This is a genomic window from Cupriavidus sp. OV096, assembly GCF_900115455.1.
GTDB lineage: Bacteria > Pseudomonadota > Gammaproteobacteria > Burkholderiales > Burkholderiaceae > Cupriavidus.
In genome coordinates this window covers 275,839-296,749 of sequence record NZ_FOWM01000004.1, presented here as the reverse complement: position 1 = coordinate 296,749, position 20,911 = coordinate 275,839, and the positions used below count along the sequence as shown (strand labels likewise).

General features: G+C 64.7%; 14 protein-coding genes. All 14 read left to right on the top strand.

Going from position 1 to position 20,911, the window contains the following annotated elements:
- Nucleotides 1-95 precede the first annotated feature (95 nt).
- The 14 genes from BM115_RS11550 to BM115_RS11485 all read left to right on the top strand — a co-directional run bounded on the left by BM115_RS11550 (nucleotide 96) and on the right by BM115_RS11485 (nucleotide 20,905).
- Nucleotides 96-2,774 (top strand): fimbria/pilus outer membrane usher protein, encoded by a 2,679-nt coding sequence (locus BM115_RS11550; RefSeq protein WP_177219897.1) that lies wholly within the window; start codon nucleotides 96-98, stop codon nucleotides 2,772-2,774.
- A 32-nt stretch (nucleotides 2,775-2,806) separates the two neighbouring features.
- Nucleotides 2,807-3,370, top strand: coding sequence for a fimbrial protein (locus BM115_RS11545; protein ID WP_092293796.1), 564 nt, complete (start codon nucleotides 2,807-2,809; stop codon nucleotides 3,368-3,370).
- Nucleotides 3,371-3,533: 163 nt separating this feature from the next.
- Nucleotides 3,534-4,070: a type VI secretion system contractile sheath small subunit gene (gene tssB, locus BM115_RS11540; protein WP_092293794.1), complete on the top strand. Its 537-nt coding sequence runs from the start codon at nucleotides 3,534-3,536 to the stop codon at nucleotides 4,068-4,070.
- Between the two features lie 28 nt (nucleotides 4,071-4,098).
- On the top strand, nucleotides 4,099-5,601 hold the full coding sequence (tssC, locus tag BM115_RS11535; protein WP_092293792.1) for a type VI secretion system contractile sheath large subunit: 1,503 nt from the start codon (nucleotides 4,099-4,101) through the stop codon (nucleotides 5,599-5,601).
- A gap of 115 nt (nucleotides 5,602-5,716) precedes the next feature.
- The gene (locus BM115_RS11530; RefSeq protein ID WP_092293790.1) at nucleotides 5,717-6,199 is read left to right on the top strand and encodes an Hcp family type VI secretion system effector; all 483 of its coding nucleotides are present in this window, start codon (nucleotides 5,717-5,719) and stop codon (nucleotides 6,197-6,199) included.
- Nucleotides 6,200-6,274: 75 nt separating this feature from the next.
- Complete coding sequence (gene tssJ / locus BM115_RS11525; RefSeq protein WP_255370781.1) at nucleotides 6,275-6,832, top strand: type VI secretion system lipoprotein TssJ; 558 nt, start codon at nucleotides 6,275-6,277, stop codon at nucleotides 6,830-6,832.
- Nucleotides 6,833-6,837: 5 nt separating this feature from the next.
- Complete coding sequence (gene tssK, locus BM115_RS11520) at nucleotides 6,838-8,187, top strand: type VI secretion system baseplate subunit TssK (protein ID WP_092293789.1); 1,350 nt, start codon at nucleotides 6,838-6,840, stop codon at nucleotides 8,185-8,187.
- Nucleotides 8,184-9,497, top strand: coding sequence for a type VI secretion system protein TssL, long form (tssL, locus tag BM115_RS11515; protein ID WP_369823411.1), 1,314 nt, complete (start codon nucleotides 8,184-8,186; stop codon nucleotides 9,495-9,497). The genes tssK and tssL overlap by 4 nt, the downstream gene beginning before the upstream one ends.
- Before the next feature lie 12 nt (nucleotides 9,498-9,509).
- A complete protein-coding gene (tssM, locus tag BM115_RS11510) occupies nucleotides 9,510-13,436 on the top strand; it encodes a type VI secretion system membrane subunit TssM (RefSeq protein WP_092293787.1) in 3,927 nt (1,308 codons plus the stop codon).
- 54 nt (nucleotides 13,437-13,490) lie between these two features.
- A complete protein-coding gene (locus BM115_RS11505) occupies nucleotides 13,491-16,058 on the top strand; it encodes a type VI secretion system Vgr family protein (protein WP_092293785.1) in 2,568 nt (855 codons plus the stop codon).
- Between the two features lie 76 nt (nucleotides 16,059-16,134).
- A complete protein-coding gene (locus BM115_RS11500; protein WP_092293783.1) occupies nucleotides 16,135-16,401 on the top strand; it encodes a PAAR domain-containing protein in 267 nt (88 codons plus the stop codon).
- 8 nt (nucleotides 16,402-16,409) lie between these two features.
- Nucleotides 16,410-19,787, top strand: a complete 3,378-nt coding sequence (locus tag BM115_RS11495; protein ID WP_092293781.1) for a DUF6531 domain-containing protein — start codon at nucleotides 16,410-16,412, stop codon at nucleotides 19,785-19,787.
- The gene (locus BM115_RS11490) at nucleotides 19,784-20,416 is read left to right on the top strand and encodes a DotU family type IV/VI secretion system protein (RefSeq protein ID WP_092293779.1); all 633 of its coding nucleotides are present in this window, start codon (nucleotides 19,784-19,786) and stop codon (nucleotides 20,414-20,416) included. Before BM115_RS11495 ends, BM115_RS11490 begins: the two co-directional genes overlap by 4 nt.
- A 78-nt stretch (nucleotides 20,417-20,494) precedes the next feature.
- Nucleotides 20,495-20,905 carry an FKBP-type peptidyl-prolyl cis-trans isomerase gene (locus tag BM115_RS11485; protein ID WP_092293777.1) on the top strand — a complete coding sequence of 137 codons (411 nt, stop codon included), beginning with the start codon at nucleotides 20,495-20,497 and terminating at the stop codon, nucleotides 20,903-20,905.
- Nucleotides 20,906-20,911 lie beyond the last annotated feature (6 nt).

Sequence of the window (20,911 nt, the reverse complement as noted above, 5' to 3'; positions counted from 1 at the left end):
AGCAGGCAACCCAGGGCGCTTCTCGTAGTCGCCGTCAGCCGCTGATGCTGCCGCTGAGTAGGCGTGATCACATCAAAGCAAGGCGAAATGTTTCTATGAGCACCAGGCATCGTTTGGCTGTGCGTCCGTTGGCACGGACGATGATGGTCCTTGGCGCATTTGTGTGCTACGGGCTGGATGCAGAAGCAGTGCAATCGAAGCCAGGTGGCGTACCGATCGAGGAAATTGAAACGCTCAAGACGGGACCGCGGGAGCGAAGCAAGCGGCGTCATCGGCCCAAGCTCGCCTCGGTGCAGTTCAATCCAGCGTTCCTGAACGGCCAGGTCGTGAGCATTTCCCGCTTCACGAATGGCAACCCCGTGCCGCCCGGCGTATACGACGTGGATCTGTCGCTCAATGGAAAATCGCAGGGGCAGCGCGAAGTTCAGTTTGTCGCCGTGGCAGACAGTGACGTGGCGGAGCCTTGCTTCACCATCGCGGCGCTGCGCGGTCTTGGCGTCGATGTTGACAAGGCGCTTCGATCTAGCGCGGACGACGCCGGCGCCCAATCCCGTCACGCAGCAGAAGACGCTGCCTTCAGCGAAGCGGACCAATGCATCCGACTGACGGACCTTGTGCCTGACGCACAGGTCGAACTCGACATCGCGGAACTGCAACTCGGTATCACCGTGCCCCAGGCGAGCATGGTGCAGACGCCATACGGGTACGTGAGCCCCGCCCTGTGGGACGCCGGCATCAAGGCGGGGCTTCTCCAGTACAACTTCAGTACATACAGCGCCAATCAATCTGGCGCCGACATGAGCAGTGCGTATCTTGGCCTGCAACTGGGCTTGAATCTGGGCCAATGGCGCTTTCGCCAGCGCTCCACGCTTGACTGGAACAGCAGCCAGGGCGGCATGCGCTGGAATAACCTGGCGACCTACGTCGAGCGAGACATCACGTCCTGGCGCAGCCGCCTGACGCTCGGCGACAGCTTCACGACCGGTGAAGTTTTCGATTCGTTCAGTGTGCGGGGCGTTCAGGTATCCAGTGAAGACCGGATGCTGCCCGACTCGATGCGTGCCTACGCGCCCATCGTACGTGGCGTGGCGGAAAGCAATGCGCGCGTGATCGTCCGCCAGAACAACGACATTCTCTACGAGACGAGCGTCCCGCCAGGGCCGTTCGAACTCGCCGACCTACCGGCGATCGGCTACGGCGGAGATCTGCGCGTTACGGTGGAAGAAGCGGATGGGCGGCGCCAGACCTTTCTGGTGCCCTTTGCCGCCGTCCCTAACCTGCTGCGCCCCGGTTTCACGAAGTTCAACGTGTCCGCAGGCCAGTACCGCGACCAGCTGGTTCAGGATGAGCCATGGGTGGTGCAAGCAACCATCCAGCGCGGCCTGAACAATATGCTGACCGGCTATACGGGTGTCCTGGGCTCCGAGGGTTACAACTCAGGCTTGCTTGGCCTCGCCGTCAACACGCCGATCGGGGCAGTCTCAGCGGATGTGACGATGGCGCGTACGGAACTACCGAGCAGTTCGCATACGGGCAGCAGCTGGCGCGTCAGCTACAGCAAACGCATTCCCGGCATTGATACGAATGTCTTGCTAGGTGCCTATCGATATTCGACAAATGGCTTCTACAGCCTGCGCGACGCCATCTACGCGCGGAACGTGCGGAATCCCGCCGGCAACCTGATGAGCTATCGCACGCGCAACCGCTTGCAGCTCAGCATCAATCAGCCGCTCGGCACGATGGGCTCCGTGTATCTCTCAGGCAGCACGCAGGACTACTGGGATGGCCGTCGCGGACGAGATACCCAGTATCAGGCTGGGTTCAGCGGCGGGCGCGGCCGGGTTGGATACACGATCTACGCGCAGCAGTCGTTCGACCAAAACCGCGCCAGACATACCCTGTTCGGCGTGAACCTGACGATCTCCCTCGGCCGCAACTCCGCGGTGGATCGCGGTCCGTTCGATTCCGTGTCGACGAATTTGACAGTGGACACCAACGGCGACAGCGCCTTCCAGGCCAGCCTCAATGGGTCCACTGCAGGGGAAGCGCCCATTTCGTACGGCATCAACGCCCAACGGACATCGAGCGCTGGCGACAAAACGAATCTGCTCGGTGGCAACGCCACCTATCGCTCGCGCTATGGCACATACGCCGCGAACGCCTCCATCGGGAACCAGGGCCGCCAGTTCGGCCTGAACGCGGACGGCAGCATGGTCGTGCACGCTGGCGGCGTCACATTGGGGCCGCCGCTTGGCCAGGCTGCCGCACTGGTCGAAGCCAAGGGCGCGGAAGGCGGGCGGATTGTCAACGGTCAAGGCGCGCGCATAGACGGCAATGGCTATGCCTTGCTGCCGTCCTTGACGCCCTACCGCGTGAACCGGGTGGCGATCGACCCGACTGACCTGCCAGATGACGTGGAACTGGAGACTTCCAGTGACAAGGTCGTACCGCGCCTCAACGCCCTTGTGCTCGTGAAGATGCCAACCGTCACAGGCAAAGCGGCGCTGGTGGCCATGCATGACGCGGCCGGCAAGGCCCTGCCGCTGGGCACCGCCTTGTTCGCCGCCGACGGAAAGTCGATGGGGATCGTGGGGCAGGGTGGTTTGGCGTTCCTGCGCGGTCTGGCGGGCAGGGGCGCACTGCGTGCGCGGTGGGGCGAATTGACGAACGAGTCATGCGACCTCCCGTACGAGATGCCTGCTGGCGCGGGTGCGGGCGGGGGCGGTGACTCGGCCACGCGCCTGATACTGCGCTGCGTGGCAGCGGCGAGCTGAAGCGGAATCGATGTGAGTGGAGATCCCCGAGAATGAAGATGCACGCGAAGTTGCCCGTCACACAGCAGACGCTGAGGTGCTCACCACGGAAGCTGCGGACGTCGTTGGCTGCGAGCCTGACCGTGCTGTGTTTCCCTGCCTTCGCGGATGGCACAAAACCATCGGTCGCGTTGAATTTCACGGGGAAGTACGTTACGCAAACCTGCCGCCACACAGGGGCAGTGCGGCAAAGCGTCACGCTGCCAAGCATCCCCACCGCTGCTTTAAAAAAAGCCGGAGACACAGCGGGCGACACCGCGTTCACGATCAACCTGGTATGCGAGGGCGGCCAAGAGCCCGTGGCAGTCTCGTTCGTCACCTTTAGGAAGATCGATGGGCGACTGATATCCAGTGGCACCGCGCAGAACGTCCAGGTGCAACTGCTCAAGGCGGACGGGACGCCGATCGCGGTAGGCGATGACTCCACGACTCCGATGTTTCCGATGTCCTCGACAGGGTTGATGTCGCTCTCATTCATTGCGCGGTACTACGCGACGGGAGCCACAACTCCGGGGTCGGTGACGGCCGGCACCTGGTACTTCATTGAGGTGCGCTGACGCTAGCTCAGAAACTTCTGACAAGACTCGGAACTTTCGAACGTTTCCTATATCCCGCGCCTGCCCCGAGACCTAACATGCTTCTCGCAGGCCCTGTGGCCGGAAAGGGGGCCGCGGTTCTCACGGCAAGTCCCACATCATCACGCATTCGACGGAGTATTCCATGTCAGCATCCAACAGTTCACAGAAGTTCATTGCGAGGAACCGCGCGCCGCGCGTGCAGATCGAGTACGACGTCGAGATCTACGGCTCGGAAAAGAAGATCGAGTTGCCATTCGTGATGGGCGTGCTTGCCGATTTGTCCGGCACGCAGGTGGATCCACTGCCGCCAGTGGCGGACCGCAAGTTCTTCAACATCGATGTCGACAACTTCGACGAGCGCATGAAGGCGATGAAGCCGCGTGTAGCCTTCCCGGTGGCGAACACGCTGTCGGATCAGGGCCAGTTGATGGTGGACATGACCTTCGAGAGCATCGATGACTTCTCGCCTGCTGCCATCGCCCGCAAGGTCGATGTCCTGGCCAAGCTGCTCGAGGCTCGCACGCAGCTTGCCAACCTCCAGACCTACATGGACGGCAAGTCCGGCGCCGAGGGCCTGGTTGCACAGGTGCTCAAGGATCCCGCGCTGCTGAACGCGCTGGCCAAGGCACCGCGCCCCGAAGCGGCGAACGAGGCCGACGACAAGGCCCAGGCGCAGTAAGGACCGCAACCGCAACCGAGTACAAGACATGGCAACACGTGACACGCAATACAAGGCCGCGACGGCGCAGACGCTCGACCGGCAATCCGACTTCAATGCGCTGCTGACGAAGGAATTCAAGCCGAAGACCGAGCAGGCGCGCGAGGCCGTCGAGAACGCGGTCAAGACCCTTGCGGAGCAGGCGCTGGCCAATGCCGTGACGATGTCTGACGATGCTTACAAGAGCATCGAGGCCATCATCGGCGAGATTGACCGCAAGCTGTCCGAGCAGATCAACCTCATCCTGCACCACGAGGACTTCCAGAAGCTGGAAAGCGCCTGGCGCGGGCTCCACCACCTGGTTACCAATACCGAGACCGACGAGAAGCTCCGCATCCGCTTCATGGATATCTCGAAGGAAGAGCTGCGCCGCACGATGAAGCGGTTCAAGGGCGTGGCGTGGGATCAGAGCTCCCTGTTCAAGCAGATTTACGAGGAAGAGTACGGGCAGCTCGGCGGCGAGCCTTACGGCTGCCTGGTGGCCGACTACTACTTCGACCACACGCCAGCCGACGTCGACCTGCTCGGCTCGATGGCAAAGGTGGCTGCGGCCGCGCATGCGCCGTTCATCAGCGGTGCCTCGCCGTCAGTGCTCCAAATGGATTCGTGGCAGGAACTCGCCAACCCGCGCGACCTGACCAAGATCTTCACGCAAAACCTCGAATATGCACCGTGGAATTCGCTGCGGTCCTCGGAGGATTCGCGCTACATCGGCCTGGCCATGCCGCGCTTCCTGTCCCGTCTGCCGTACGGTGTGCGCACCAATCCGGTAGATGAATTCAATTTCGAGGAAGAAACCGACGGTTCCGATCACCAGAAGTACGCGTGGTCGAACGCCGCCTACGCGATGGCAGTGAATATCAACCGCTCGTTCAAGCGCTACGGTTGGTGCACCCTGATTCGCGGCGTGGAAAGCGGTGGCGTGGTCGAGAACCTGCCCTGCCATACCTTCCCGACCGACGATGGCGGCGTGGACATGAAGTGCCCGACCGAGATCGCTATTTCGGATCGCCGCGAAGCCGAGTTGTCGAAGAACGGCTTCATGCCGCTGATTCACCGCAAGAATACCGATTACGCGGCGTTCATCGGCGCGCAGTCGCTGCAGAAGCCTGCCGAGTACTACGACCCGGACGCCACGGCCAACGCCAACCTGTCGGCGCGCCTGCCCTACCTGTTCGCTTGCTCGCGCTTTGCCCATTACCTCAAGTGCATCGTGCGCGACAAGGTCGGCTCGTTCAAGGAGCGCGAGGAAATGGAGCAATGGCTCAACGAATGGATCATGAACTACGTTGACGCCGACCCGACAAATTCGAGCCAGGAAACCAAGGCGCGCCGTCCGCTGGCCGCTGCGGAGGTGGTGGTCGAGGATGTCGAGGGCAATCCCGGTTACTACCAGGCCAAGTTCTTCCTGCGTCCGCATTTCCAGCTTGAGGGCCTGACGGTATCGCTGCGACTCGTCGCGAAACTGCCGCTGGTGAAGGCTGCCGCCTGAGCATCGTGGCGCGGCGTACGTCGCGCCTGCGAACGCTACTCCGAGTCAGGGCGGGGGCTCGTCAAACAAGCCCGCCATGGGTAAGTCATATCTACTGAACAAGGAAATTCTCACTATGGCACAAGACATCTTCCTGAAGATCAACGGCATCGATGGCGAGTCCGAGGATAGCGTCCACAAGAGCGAGATCGAGGTGTTGAGCTGGTCGTGGAGCGTCAGCCAGCAATCGAACATGCACGCCGGCTCTGGCGGCGGCGCTGGCAAGGCCACTGTCGATGACCTGCAGTTCGAGCACTATATCGACCGTGCCAGCCCGAATCTCGTGCAGTACTGCCTGCTGGGCAAGCATATCGACGAGGCTCGTCTGGTGGTGCGCAAGGCCGGCGGCAGCCCGCTCGAGTACATCAAGTTCACGATGAACGACCTGCTGGTGACGCAGGTGAGCCCTTCTGGCCTTAGCTCCGACGAAGCTCGTCCGCGCGAGATCGTGCGTCTGTCGTTCTCCCGCCTGAAGCAGGAATACGTGGTGCAGAACGCGCAGGGCGGCAGCGGCGGCGTGATCACCGCAACGTTCGACGTCAAGAAGAACACGGCCTGACCCTCCTGGTTGTCGTGCAATCCGGTTGCGATTCGGCGGCCGGATTGCACTGCGTGCAGCCAAACCGAATCGAACATGTCCATGCGCTTTGATCTGACTCCCACCGGAATGGCCGGCACCCGCGCCACTCGGTGGATGGCGATCGGGTGGTTGTTGCTGATGGTATGCCTGGTCTTGCAAGGATGCAGCACTGCACCGACGCGGAAAGAGCCGTTGCAGTTGAAGCTCCTGATCGAGACGAGCGGGAACCTGAATAGCGATGAACAAGGCCGCGCTGCGCCGGTGATGGTGCGCGTCTACGAACTGAAGTCCGCTGCGGCGTTCGATAGCGCCGACTTCTTTACGCTTCAGAACGAAGACAAGAAGGTGCTTGCCGCCGACCTGCTTGCTGTCGACGAGTTCATCATGCGGCCCGGCACCGACGAGCGTATCGAACGCAAATCCAATCCGGCCACAACAGCGATCGGCGTGCTGGTTGGTTACCGCGAACTAGGCAAGTCCGTATGGCGCGCCACGTGGCGCCTGCCCGAGGCACCCGATGCAGCCTGGTACCGCGCGGTGGTGCCCGACAGGACTGTCGCCCTGAAGATCGAGGCACGCGATCAAGCTGTTTCGATTACTGAGGTCAACTGATTGCCATGAGCTATCACAATAAGATCGTCTGGAGTGAAGGACTATTCCTGCGCCCTCAGCTGTTTCAGCAGCAAGAGCGCTATCTCGAGTATGTCGCACAGCGGTGTGTGACAACGCTTAGTCCGTTCTCATGGGGATTCAGCCAGTATGAGATCGATCAGAGTGCATTGTCCTTCGGCAAGCTGGCGATCAAACGCGGATCGGGAATCTTTCCCGATGGCACACCGTTCGACACGCCAACGGAGGCGCCACCGCCACCGCCGCTGACGATCACTCCCGAGCATCTCGGCCAGTTGATCTACCTCGCCGTGCCGCTACGCCTTGCCAACACCGAGGAGACGATCTTCGAGGAGCAGGCGGGGTCGCTGGCGCGGTATCTTGCCTTTGACGAAGCGCTACGCGATGCAAATGCGATCGGCCAAGGTCCGAAGCCGGTCCAGATGGCTAACCTGCGGCTGCGGCTGTTGCCTGAGAAGGAACTGAGCCAGTCCTGGATCGGCATCGCCGTAGCGCGCATCCAGAGCTTGCAGCCCGACGGTTCTGTCGTCCTCCATGAGCGCGACCATATCCCGCCCGTTGTGCACTTTGGCGCCAACGCCTTGTTGCGGGAATGGGTGACGCAGCTGCATGGCCTGGCGAAGCTACGCGCCGATGCGTTGGCGAACCGGCTGTCAGGCAGCCATGGGCGCACGGGTGCCGTAGCCGAAGTCGCCGACTATCTGCTGTTGCAGGTGCTCAACCGCCATGAGCCGTTGCTCGAACACATCGGGCAGATCGGCGAGACCTCGCCCGTCGAGCTCTACCGCGCGCTGCTCTTGCTGTCCGGCGACCTCGCGACCTTTGTGCGTCCGCAGACGCGGCGGCCCGAGCTTGCGCCGGGCTACGACCATGCACGACTCTTTGAGAGCCTGTATCCGCTAGTAACCGAGGTCCATCACCTGCTGAACCAGGTGCTGATACGTGGCGCGCAACCGATTCCGCTCGTGGAGCAGCCGCATGGCATTCGCCTTGCGACAATGCTGCCCGCTGAGTTGGCCAGTTTCGAGACGCTTGTGCTTGCCGTGGGTGCGCAGATGTCGCCAGACGTCCTGCAACAACAGTTCGCCGCACAGGCCAAGATCAGCCAGCCTCAGCGCCTGCCGGAACTGATCCGTTCGCACCTGCCGGGGCTCCAGATGCTGGCGCTTCCCGTGCCGCCGCGCCAGATTCCGTTCAATGCGAATTACGTCTACTTCGAGCTGTCCCGGACCGGCGTGTTCTGGGACCAGATCGCTCAGCAGGGTGCCCTGGCGATGCATATCGCCGGCAGTTTCCCCGAGCTGAAGCTGGAACTGTGGGGAGTGCGTCATAAGTGAGCGCCGGAAATCTTGAATCGTCGGACGACTTCGCGTTTCTCACGGAGGGTGGCGTGACTGACGTGCAGACGGCATCGGGCGCAAAAGTGGCGGTGCCGCGCGATGGTACGTCGCCGGTGGAGGCCGAAGTGCTGTTCGCGTTCGATCCGCCGGTGGACGCCGAACGGCGGCTCGAGACGGTGCAGCTAGCCAGGAATCCGCTCATGGAAGCGGCGAGCCCGTTACTGCGGTTGCTGGCCGACATGCCAGCGACGATGGCATCGCAGGAAGAGATCCGCGCGCTGCGCCTGCTGCTCGCGCGCGAAGTGGACCATTTCCAGACCCTCTGTGAGCGTGCCAACCTCCACTGGACGCATATGGCGGCGGTGCGCTACTGCCTGTGCACGGCGCTCGACGAAGCCGCAAACCGTACACGATGGGGCGGCGGCGGTGCCTGGGCGCGTAACAGCCTGCTGATTGCGTTCGAAGGCGAGAACGACGGTGGTGAGAAGGTATTCCTGCTGATCGGCCGGATGGCTGCTGATCCGCAAACCTACATTGACGTGCTGGAGATCCTGTACCGCATCCTTGGCCTGGGTTTCGAGGGCCGGTATAGCGTGATCGAGGATGGCCGGCGTCATCTGGAGCAGGTGCGGCATCGCCTTGCTGCGCTGGTCGCCGGCGCCCGCGACGCAGTGCCGGTCGAACTCTCCCCACGCTGGAAGCCCGCCGAGGCGGGGCGCCTGCGCGCATTGCGCGGCGTGCCGCCATGGAGCCTGGCCGCAGTGGCCGCGGTGATCGTGTTCGGCTTGTTCGCCTGGTACAAATATCAGTTGCTCACGGCCGGCAGCGCGCTAAATGCGCGCATCCATAGCATTCCGCGTGGATCAGTGCAGGCTCCGGCGCGGCTCCGCCTCTCGATCCTGCTCAAGGACGAGGTCACGCGCGGCCTCGTGAGCGTGGATGAGGACGAGCGACGCAGCCTGGTCATCTTCAAGGGCGATTCGATGTTTGCCTCCGGCAAGAACGAAGTTCGTGCAGACATGTACCCGACCCTCGAGAAGGTGGCGAAAGAGGTGGCCCGCGTGGGCGGCCAGGTCGTCGTCACCGGCCATACCGACAGCCTGCCGATCCGTTCGCGGGACTTTGCGAGCAACGAGCAGTTGTCCGAGAAGCGCGCGGCCTTTGTCGCGAAGATTCTGGAGTCGGGCGGTACGCCCGCGAATCGTATCGCGGTGCATGGCCGTGGCGATGCGCAACCCGTGGCCAGCAATGGCACGGCGGAAGGACGTTCCCGCAACCGGCGCGTGGAAGTCATGGTGACGCAGTAGCGCGGAAGCAGCATGCATAACTTGAAGACCTTCTTCTCTCCCCTGTTCTCGAAGGCGATGCTGGCATTCCTCGCCATCGTGGCGCTGGGGCTCGCCGTCTGGTTCCTCGGCCCCTGGCTCGCCTTCGGTGCCCATCATCCTCTTGGCGATCTGTCATTACGGGTGACGGCCATCGTAATGCTGGTCGCGCTGTACGTATGCTGGCTGCGTAGCTGGCCGTATGGCCCGCTCGCCGTGGCCGCCCTGTGCGTGCTGCTGTGGCATCTCGGCCCGCTCCTCGCATTCGGCGAGGTTCGTCCACTGGCCTCCTACGGCACGCGCACGATCTGCATCGTGCTGATCGTCATTGCCTATGGGGTTTACGGCGCTTGGCGTCTGTGGGGCGCATTGCGCAACAACGAGGCCCTAGTCAAGCGCATCTTCGGCTCGTCCGATGACGCGGCCGCGCGGCCGCGCGAGGAACTGCACGTGCTTGGCGCCATTGTCGGCAAGGCTGTCCAGCATATCCGGCGTATTCACGGGCACGGGCTTGGCCTGAAGCGGTACTTCGAAAGTGACCGCCAGCTCTACGACCTGCCGTGGTTCATGATGCTGGGCACGCCGGAGGCGGGCAAGACCATTGCCGCCCTGAATTCCGGGCTCGAGTTCCCGGAGGCGGACCAGATGAATGCCGTCTCGCTGAAGGCGCCGGAGGGGACGACCTATTGCGACTGGTGGTTTACCAATGAGGCGGTCCTGATTGATACGGCCGGCCGCTATGCCGATCATCGCGCCGGCGAGACGGAGGACCCCGAGCGCAACAAGACGGAGTGGATGGGCTTCCTGGGCCTGCTGCGCAAGCACCGGCCGCGCGCGCCCGTCAATGGCGTGGTGCTGGCACTCAGCGCCTCGGAGTTGTTGGGTAAGTCGGCCGATGAGCGGATCGCTCTCGCGGCCACGCTGCGCACCCGGCTGACCGAGCTACGCAAGGAACTCGGGATTCGCTTCCCGGTGTATGTGCTCGTGACCAAGGTCGATGTGCTGCCAGGCTTCAGCGAGTACTTCCAGTCACTGACGGCGGAAGGGCGTGCCCAGGTATGGGGCATCGCGGTCTCCGCTCCGGAAGACGGTGCGGCACGTCGCGTCAATGATCTGCGTGAACGGTGCGTCGAGGAAGTCGGGGTGCTTGTCGACCGCCTGGAGGCGGGCGTCAACAATCGGCTGATCGAGGAGTACGAGACCGAACGTCGCAAGCGTCTCTACGCGCTGCCGGCGGAATTCGGCTGCCTGGCCGGTGTGGTGCTCGATGTGGTGTCGCTCGTATTCATGGACTCACGCTACGACAGCACGCAGATCGACAGTGCCCTGCGCGGCGTGTACTTCTCGAGCGCAATGCAGTCGGACGTAACGATTGCCGCCGATAAGACCACGCTGCTCCAGCGGCTGCGCGGCGGCGGGGTCCGCTCGGTGCCCAGTGAAACCGGAGCGGAGGCGGAGGCCTCGCGTGCCGCGGGCGCCGAGATGTCCGGCTATCGTAGCTACTTCCTGCACAACCTGTTCCAGCAGGTGATCGTGCCGGAAGCACACCTGGTTCGGCCGAACCAGCGCTGGGAACTCCGCTTCCGGGCGATGCGCGCAGCGAGCTATCTGGCGTCAGTCGTGGTGTGTGGCTGGCTGGTCTATGCGCTCACCACGAGTTTTGAGAACAATCACGCTTATCTGACAGCCATCGAGGCGAAGGTGACCGCGCTTGACGAACGGGTCAAGGGCTATCGCAAGCGGCGCGAGCCGACGGCCTTGCCCGGCATGCTGAATGCGTCGGCAGATTTGCCGCACCTCGGGCAGCTCGATCTCGCCAATCCTGGCTTCGACTATCGGTACGGGCTCTACGCCGCACCCCCCGTCATGGATGCCTCGGGGAGCACCTACGCCATCCTGTTGCGCCAGATGCTGCTGCCGCATGTCGTACGGCGTCTGGAGGATTCGCTCGATGCGCGAATGGAGGCTGGTGACCCCGATGGCGTCTATAGCGCCCTGACGGCCTACCTGATGCTGTACGACAGGAAGCACTTCGACGCCGCAGTGTTCAAGGCGTGGGTGCTCAAGGACTGGGAGCAGTCGGACAGCAGCGCGGCGTTCGGCGAGCCCCATCGGATGCGCCAGCACCTTCAGGCGCTGTTCGATGGCGACGACCTGTCGCCGAGCACGCCACAAAACGCGTTGCTCGTGGACCGCGCGCGTCGCTACCTGAGCAGCAACCCGGCGCCGCGACGGCTCTATGAACGAGCCATGGCGGAGATGGCCAAGGAGGCGCCCGAGCCGATCACCCTGGCGCGCGCTGCGGGGTTGCAGGCCGGTTCGGTGCTGACGCTCGCGGACAGCGCGCTGCTCGAGCAGGGCGTGCCCGGCCTCTACACATACGATGGTTACCACAAGGTATTCGCGCGGCGGCTGGCGCACTTCCTTGTCAAGGCTCAGCCTGCGGATGCCTGGATCATGGGGCGTACGGAGTTGCAGGCGAAGGCTGGCTACGGCCAGGACGTCGCCACGCTGATGGCCAGTTCGCCGCTGGCGGAGGACATCCGCCGTCAATACCTGATCGACTACGCCAACTACTGGCAGCGTTTCCTGGAAAGCGTGCGGCCCGCGATGCCGGACGCGGCGGAGCAGGGTGGTTCAACTGTGCTCGATCTTCAGATCCTGCGCATTCTGTCTTCAGCGGATTCCCCGCTGGCACGACTGGCCCGTACGGCAATACGCGAGACATCGCTGTCGGTCGCGGATGACGAGGATGATGGCGTCAATACCGCGCAGAAGGTCGTCACGGCCTCTGGCATGTCCGCGCGGCTCCATACGGTGACACGGGCTGCCAGTGCTGCATCCGCGCTTGGCGGCACGAACCGGCTGCGCCGCGTGGAGCGCGATCTGGTCGACAACCGTTTTGCAGCGCTGCGCGAAGTGGTGACCGGGCACGCCGATTCGGGTGCCGGCACGACACCCGCCAGCGCGCCGGTGGCGGCGGCCGGTTCCGGTGGCAATGCGCTCCAGCTGGGCGGCATCATGGCGCTGCTGGGTGAGCAGTACACCCGGCTTTCCGTGGCGGGCGCCGCGCTTGCGGCGAACAGTATGCCGCCGGCGGTCGACATCGGCACGATGCTGCAACTGGAAGCCGAGAAGCTCCCCGCGCCATTCCGCGCCGTGCTGGCCGGCATATCGGTCCAGGTGACGCAGAAGGTCAACGCGGGCGTTGGCACGCTGCTGGCATCCCAACTCGAATCATCGGTCGGTGCGGCGTGCCGCCGGGCGATCGCGGGCAAGTATCCGTTCGTGGCAGGGGCGAGCCAGGATGTGGACATTGAAGACTTCCACCACATCTTCGCGGCCGATGGCCTGCTGGATGCCTTCTTCACCCGGACGCTCGCGCCGAACGTGGATACCAGTTCGCGGCCCTGGCGCTACAAGGCGCTCAGCCCGGGCATGCCGCCCGTCCACGGGCCGAGCCTGGAGCCGTTCGAACGGGCTGCGGCCATCCGCGAGACGTTCTTCCGCGAATCGGGCGGGAAGCGCATGGCGTGGAAGGTCGACGCCCGGGTGGCCAATCTCGACCCCGAGATTCTGGAACTCTCGCTCGACATCGACGGCCAGCAGATTCGCTATGCACATGGCCCGGTCGTGACATTCCAGCTCGGATGGCCGGGCCCACGCGGCGGGGCGGTGGCCGGCATGTCGGCCAGCCCGAAGATCCGGCCCGACACGTCGACGATCGTGACATCGGGTCCGTGGGCGCTGTTCCGGCTGATCGACCGAGGGCGGCCAGTTGGCACGGCCTCGGCCAGCCGCATGGTCGTGGATTTTACATTCGACGACCGCCATGCCGCACTGGAACTCGTGACGGGCGGGCACGCGAATGCGTTGTCCGGCCAGCTTCTCAGGGGTTTCGCCTGCCCGAAAGGCGCGTAGCGCCGGCCGTGCCGACGACGATGGAAACAGACTGGTGATTGCAATAGGGAAGAAATGGCTACTGAATTCTTGAACGGCGTTGCCTCGCAGAATCGTACCGTGGCGATCCGCAGCGCCGCCATGCCCAAGGTGGCCGGCTTGCCGGCCCTTGAGTTCCTGCAGGTCCATGGCACGGAGCGGCTTGGCCGATTGTTTGAGTACGAGGTGCAGTTGCGCACGCCGGACGACTACCAGCTGCCGCTGGCGGCGAGCGCGAACCTTGACCTGAAGGCGTTGGTCGGCAAGGAGATGACGCTCTCGATCCAGATCGACGGAAGCGGGAAGGCGCCCAGCGAGCAGGTGGGGCGCGGCACGCGCGAGATCAGCGGGCTTGTGGTCTCTGCCGGCTACCTGCACCAGGAGGGGCGGTACAACGTTTATCGCGTGGTGTTGCGGCCCTGGCTGTGGCTGGCCACGCTGACCAACGACTTCAAGATATACCAGGACAAGACCGTACTCGAGATCATCGACGACGTTCTGGCTGACTATCCCTACCCGGTGGAGAAGCGGCTCGACGTGGGCAAGTACGCGCTGACGAGCGAATCCGAGCGCAACGACCCGCGCAAGTTCCAGGTCCAGTATGGCGAGACGGACTTCAACTTCATCCAGCGGCTGATGGAGGAATGGGGCATCTACTGGTTCTTCGAGCATTCGGACGGCAAACACCGGCTCGTGCTGTGCGACCACATCGGTGCGCACCGCCGCGTGCGCAGCGAGTCTTATCACCAGATCGAATACCACCCGAACGACGACAAGATCGACATCGAACACATCGCGGCGTTCTCCGTGCATGAGGCGCTGCGTACCGGCCGCGTGGAAGTGGACGACTACGACTTCACACGTTCGCGGGCGAGGCTGCTGCAAGCCAATCAGCAGCCTCGCCGCACGACATGGGCCGACCGGGACGTGTTCGAATGGCCGAGTGACTTTACTGACGCGCGTCATGGCGACATGATCAGTCGTGTCCGCATGGAAGAGGCCCGCGCGGAAGGTGTGCGCGCGTTCGGCCATGGGAACGTCCGTGGCGTGGCTTGTGGCGAGACCTTCGTGCTCGCCCGTCATGCGCACCGTGGGGCGAACCGCGAGTATCTCGTGGTGGAATCGACACTGATGCTGACGGAGGTTGCCGACGAATCGGGAGCCGGTTATCAGTACCAATGCCGGAACGAGCTTGAGGTGCAGCCCACCAGCGAGGTGTTCCGCATGCCCCGCACGACGGCCAAGCCCAATACCCACGGTCCGCAATCGGCCATCGTGGTCGGCCCGCCGGGCTCCACGGTCTGGACTGACGAATTCGGCCGCATCAAGGTGCGTTTCCTTTGGGACCGCTACGCGCGCAACGACGAGTCGGACTCATGCTGGGTGCGCGTGGTGCAGGCCTGGGCCGGCGCCAAGTTCGGCAGCATCTATATCCCGCGCGTCGGCCATGAGGTGATTATCAACTTCATGAATGGCGACCCGGATCGGCCGCTGGTCACTGGCAGTCTCTATAACAATGCGACGCAGCCGCCCTGGGACCTGCCCGCCAGCGCCACCAAGAGCGGCTTCAAAAGCCAGACGCCAGGTGGCGGGCCGGACAACTACAACGGCGTCCGGTTCGAGGACAAGGCCGGCATGGAGGAGTTCTACCAGCAGGCCGAGCGCGACATGGTCAGCCTGACGAAGCGGAACGAGACGAAAACCGTCGGTATGGACCTGGCGATGGGCGTGGGTGCCAACTTCAACCTTGGCGTGGGCGCACTGTATGCCACCAACGTGGCGGGCGGATCGGTCCATACCGTCGGCGCTGCCTATTCCATGAGCATCGGTGGCATATCGGCGGTCAACGTGGCTTTGGCATCGACCTATTCGGTGGGCGGCGCCTATCTGGTGAGCATCGGCAAGGCGATGGCCGTCAGTGCCGGTTCGGCCTTGTCGCTGACCTGCGGGGAATCGTCGCTGTCGATGGCCAGCGACGGAACGATCAAGCTCGTGGGCAACAAGATTGTCATCCAGGGCACGCAACTGGACTTGAACCCGGGCGACGGCAAGAAGAAGAGCGGCGGCGGAGGCGGTGGCGGTGGCTTCTTCGCGATCGGCCTGGCCGCACCGTCGGTACCGATTGTGGTGCCCATGCTCGGCCTCGGCTCCCGCGCCAATGCCAAGCAGATACCGGGACCGCCGGGGCCGAGTGGCGCAACGGGGGCGACTGGAGCAACGGGGGGAACTGGCGCAACCGGCGTAACTGGGGCAACCGGCGTAACCGGGGCAACAGGGCCAACAGGGCCAACAGGGCCAACCGGGCCAACCGGGCCAACCGGGCCAACCGGGCCAACCGGGCCAACCGGGCCAACGGGGTCGACAGGGCCAACGGGGTCGACAGGGCCAACCGGGTCGACAGGGCCAACCGGGTCGACAGGGCCAACTGGCGCGACTGGACCAACCGGATCGACAGGGCCAACCGGGCCGACTGGGCCAACCGGGCCGACTGGGCCAACCGGACCGACTGGGCCAACCGGACCGACGCCACCGTCGCCGACGCCCACCCCGCCCCCACCGACGCCGCCGATTCCGACGCCGACGCCAACGACGCCAGAGCCATAACGGCGGAAGGCGAGAATCTGCTCGCCCCGGTGACATCCGTCACCGGGCCATCACTCGATTCTGAAAGGAAGCACATATGGGAACGCCAGCTGCGCGATTGGGTGACGCGATCGGCCACGGAGGGTCGATCACGTCGGGATCCGGCAATGTCTTTATCAACGGGGTGCCCGCCGCTATCGCGTGCGGGAGCAGTTGTTCGTGCTCGCTGCACGGAGGCGGATCATTGGCGAAAGGCTCGTCCACGGTATTCATCAATAACATGCCGGCCTCCATGGTCGGCGGCGTGTCCGGCTGCGGCGCGCCAGTCGCGAATGGCTCCCCTAACGTATTCGTCGGGGGTTGAGGGCGGACATGTCGGCCATCAGTGAACTGGGCAGCCTGCTCGACCTGCTCCGGGCGAAGGAACTCGATGCCGTGGCAACGCGTCCTTTTGCCGGGCGATTCCATGGTCACGAAGCGGAGATGGCGGCGCGGTACGGTGTTCGTCGCGCGCTGTCCGGCCTGCTGTGGGGCGAGATCGATGTCCTGTCTGGCGACAAGATCTGCCTCCCGGCGCACGAGACGGATTTCACGCTGCCGGCGCGCCTGCCGCTGCGCTGGTCGCGCTTCTATTCCGGCGCACTGGCCGCGGAAGGGGCGCTGGGCGTCGGCTGGCGCGTGCGTTGGGAGGTGACGCTGCACCGGCAGGGCGATCGGCTGATCTACGCCGATGAGCACGGGCGCACGATCGACGTGCCCGATCCGCAGCCTGGCACGCGCGTGACAGTGCTGTCCGAACGGCTGCACCTGGCGTGCCTGTCGGACGGCACGATGGTCGTGGCCGATTTCACGCCGTGCTATCGCGTCTTCGAGAAGTTCGACGCGCAAGGCATCGCGCGGCTGAAGTACATCGAGGACTATGCCGGCGAACGCATCGGCTGCATCCGGGATGCCTCGGGACGCTTGGACCGGCTTGGCAGCACGTGCGGTGACGTCTTGCAGATGCACTATGCCGGCGACAGCCGGCGCCTGTCCGCCATTGAGCGTGTAGGGACAGGGCCTGCCGGCATGCTCGTGCACTATCACTACGATGATGACGAACGGCTCGCGCGGGTCGAGGACCGCACGGGTGCCACGACCCGGCGTTACGGCTACCGCGGCGGGCGCATGGTCGAGCAAGTCGGCGCTCTCGGCGGCGTGACACGCTACGTATGGGAGGCCGATGGAGACCGCGCGCGTGTGGTCGAGCGCAGCACCGATGCCGGGGCACGCGAACAGTTCACATACGACACTGCATCGCGCACCTGCGACGTCACCGATGTGTTCGGGCACACGGCGCGCTGGCGCTACGACGCGCGCGGTTGCGTGGTCGGCTTCCGTGACTTCGATCGCCGGCAGTATGCGTTCCAGTACAGCCGCTCGCACTGGCCAGTCGCGCTGGAACTGCCGGGTGAGCGTCGGATCGTGCTCACACTGGACAACCTCTCGCGCGTGGTCAAGGAGACCGATTCCGCCGGCCGATGGCGCCAGACCCACTACACCTTCAGCACGCTCGAGCCGCTGATGGTGAAAGATTCCGCCGGCCAGAACTGGTCGTGGATTCGCGATGACAGCCTCCAGCCGACGCAGCACAATACGCCGGAAGGCAAAGTGGCCACGGTGTACGACGCGCACGGCTGGATCATCCGTCGCACCGGCGCCGACGGTGCAACGGTTCAATTCGAGCGGGACGCCGCCGGTCGGGTGATCCGGCAGACCGATGCGGAGGGCCGTACCTTCGACCTGACCTATGGCGCGGACAACCGAGTCACCGCGCTGTGCGACGCGGCGGGCGGCATCACACGCTTCGAATGCAACGGCCACGGTTGGCCGCTCCAGCTGACGCGCGCCGATGGCAGCGATGAGCGTCATGACTGGAATGCGCTCGGTCAGCGCACCCAGTATGTCGGCGCCGACGGCCAGGGCCGGGCGTGGGAGCGAGATGGGCGCGGTCGTGTCCTGCGCGAGATCAACGAAGAGGGGCACGCAATCGCGCATGCCTACGACGCGCACGGCCGGCGCGTGCGCACCACGAGCGGCAATGGGGCGGTCCAGACGTTCGAATGGGATGCTGTGGGCCGTCCGAGCCGGTCGACCGACGAGAACGGCGTAACGCAGGACTTCACCTACACGGACAGCGGCGCGCTCGCCACGCTGACAGCGAGTGCCGGCGGGCAGGTGCGGCGCGAGGTGTACTCGTACGATCCCCTTGGCCGTCTCGTGGGGCGCGACACCACGCACAGTCGGTATCGGTTCGACTATGCCGCCGATGGTCATCTCCAGGCCGTGTCGCGCACGCCCACCGCTGAGGGCGAGGCGCTGGGGATCGTCGAGACAGCCGTCCGCTACACGCATGACGAGATGGGCAAGCCCTTGTCCGAGGAAGGCCCGCACAGCAAGCTCCGCTTTGGCTACGATGACGCCGGTCGCCTGATTGGGGTGCTGCTGCCCCAACAGCAGACCGTGCAGATCACGCGCGACGACACGGGGATGGTGACGTTGATCGGGATCGACGGCCAGCACGTCGCGGAGTTTGCTTTCGACCCCATGCAGCGCGAAGTGGTTCGCATGCAGGGCGACCTGCTGACCTATACGGGCTACGACGCCATCGGCGCGCCGCTGTGGTGGCGCGCGGTGCTGCACAGCGAGACCGCCGAGCGCGAGATCGTGCCGGAAGATCTTCGGCTCTGGCGCGCGGTCAGTTACGGCGCTGGCGGCAAGGTAGTACAGACCGTCGATCACCGATATGGCACCACCCACCTCGACTATGACCGCAGCGGCAACCTGCTGCGGCGCGTGACCGACGATCTCGGCATTGAACGCTTCAGCTGGGACGGCGCGGGCACGCAGATAGACCCATCGCGGAGCCTGGTGGGTCCGGTGCGGCGTGACAATCACCGGCTGACCGAATTTGCGGGCTGGCGGTATGAGTACGACGCGTGGGGGCAGGTCATAGCGAAGTCAGGCAATCGCGACGCGATGGCACTGGAATGGGACGGCGAAGGCCACCTGATTGCCGTGCGCGTGCGCGACCGGCTCGTGCGCTACCAGTACGACGCGCTGGGCCGTTGCATCGAGCGGACTGTGACGGTCCGGCAGGCGCCGGGCCGCGCGTTGCCAGCCACGCCGCCGCGCATCACGCGCTTCGTCTGGCACGACGACACCTTGCGGCAGATACTCGAGGCAGACCGCGTACGGACCTATCTCTATGTGCCGGCGGGGCAAGGCTCTGGCGGCGACGTGCCCTTGACCTGCATCGACCAGCCGCTCGATGCTGCCGGCCAGCCCGGGGCCATGCGGTTCCTGCATTACCAGACCGACGTCGCCGGCACCGCCGTGGCGTTGACCGACGAGGCGGGCGCGGAGGTCTGGTCTGGCCGCTACACGGCGCTGGGCCGGCTGCTGGCCCAAGATGGCCCGGCAGTCGCCGGCGGGCAGCCGCTGCGGCTCGCGGGCCAGTTCGCCGATGACGAAACCGGGCTGCATTGGCACGGCCGGCGTGTCTATGACCCCGACATCGGCCGCTACCTGAGCCCGGACCGTCGCGGCGGCGATGGCGTCAACCCCTATGCGTACCGGGCACCCACGGCGAAGCCGGCGCCATCGCCGCACGCGCAAGGGCCGGCCATGGCGGACGACTACTGGACCGTGGCGGATACCGCGCGGCGGCACGCCATGATCGCCTCCGGCGCAGAGAAGGACTGGGGATGACCCACTATTGGGGAGGCAATCTCCTGCTCCATCTCGCCCAGCCGCTGTTTCGCATCCTCGATGAACTGTCGCCGGAGCTGAAGTCGATGGCGCGGATGGAATGGCTCAAGCGCGAGTCCCGCAAACAGCTCGTCCACCTGCGGCGGGCGGGCAACGCGGTGAACCTGCCGGTCGACGCCGTGCAGGCGGTGCACTACTGCTTCTGCACCGCGCTGGATCAGGCGGGCAGTCGTGTGCAGGGCGCGTCGGGCAGTTGCCGGGGCGTATGGCTGCAGGACAGCCTGCTGCGCGAGTACTACGGCAGCGCCGATACCGGGCAGCAATGCCGGACGTGGATCCTGCGCTTGCGTGAAGCGCCGGACATGGGCACGCACGCACTGGCGGTGATCGCGGCGCTGGTCGCCCGGGGGCTGCGGGACGAGCACGGCGCGCCATTGCCAGACACCGCGCCGCGCGTCCGGCCGGCGCTCGTACCGGCAGAGGCGGAGGAGACGATGCCAGCTTCGGTCGCCAACCCGGAGCGGCGCCGCCGCACGATGCCATGGCGAGGAATTGCCGTAGTGCTGGTTGCGCTGGCGCTGTCGCTCTCGCTCGCGTACTTCATCGTCGGGCTGTTCGTGGTCGGATGATGCCTCGGGTACACTGCCGGCTGGCCTCGCGCGCGCTGCCGGCGCCAATTTCCAAACACACTGACACGACAGATTCCCATGAAGACTCTTTCCCTGATTCTTGCCGCCGTCACGCTCGCTGGCGCAGGCGTTGCCCAGGCCGCCGCACCGGCTTCCGAGACGCTGCCGTCCGGCGTGGTGATCCAGCACGTGACCAAGGGCACGGGCGCCTCGCCCAAGGCTTCCGATACCGTCAAGGTGCACTACCGTGGCACGCTGACCGATGGCACGGAGTTCGATAGTTCGTACAAGCGCGGCCAGCCGATCTCGTTCCCGCTGAATCGCGTGATTCCGTGCTGGACCGAGGGCGTGCAGAAGATGCAAGTGGGCGGCAAGGCCAAGCTGACCTGCCCGTCGGCCAGCGCCTACGGTGCACGCGGCGTGCCGGGTACGATCCCGCCGAACGCCACGCTGAACTTCGAAGTGGAACTGCTCGGCATCGGCGGCTGATCAGGT

Coding starts and splice junctions, on each gene's coding strand:
- BM115_RS11550 (WP_177219897.1), top strand. CDS start 96: ATGAGCACCAGGCATCGTTTGGCTGTGCGTCCGTTGGCACGGACGATG.
- BM115_RS11545 (WP_092293796.1), top strand. CDS start 2,807: ATGAAGATGCACGCGAAGTTGCCCGTCACACAGCAGACGCTGAGGTGC.
- tssB (WP_092293794.1), top strand. CDS start 3,534: ATGTCAGCATCCAACAGTTCACAGAAGTTCATTGCGAGGAACCGCGCG.
- tssC (WP_092293792.1), top strand. CDS start 4,099: ATGGCAACACGTGACACGCAATACAAGGCCGCGACGGCGCAGACGCTC.
- BM115_RS11530 (WP_092293790.1), top strand. CDS start 5,717: ATGGCACAAGACATCTTCCTGAAGATCAACGGCATCGATGGCGAGTCC.
- tssJ (WP_255370781.1), top strand. CDS start 6,275: ATGTCCATGCGCTTTGATCTGACTCCCACCGGAATGGCCGGCACCCGC.
- tssK (WP_092293789.1), top strand. CDS start 6,838: ATGAGCTATCACAATAAGATCGTCTGGAGTGAAGGACTATTCCTGCGC.
- tssM (WP_092293787.1), top strand. CDS start 9,510: ATGCATAACTTGAAGACCTTCTTCTCTCCCCTGTTCTCGAAGGCGATG.
- BM115_RS11505 (WP_092293785.1), top strand. CDS start 13,491: ATGGCTACTGAATTCTTGAACGGCGTTGCCTCGCAGAATCGTACCGTG.
- BM115_RS11500 (WP_092293783.1), top strand. CDS start 16,135: ATGGGAACGCCAGCTGCGCGATTGGGTGACGCGATCGGCCACGGAGGG.
- BM115_RS11495 (WP_092293781.1), top strand. CDS start 16,410: ATGTCGGCCATCAGTGAACTGGGCAGCCTGCTCGACCTGCTCCGGGCG.
- BM115_RS11490 (WP_092293779.1), top strand. CDS start 19,784: ATGACCCACTATTGGGGAGGCAATCTCCTGCTCCATCTCGCCCAGCCG.
- BM115_RS11485 (WP_092293777.1), top strand. CDS start 20,495: ATGAAGACTCTTTCCCTGATTCTTGCCGCCGTCACGCTCGCTGGCGCA.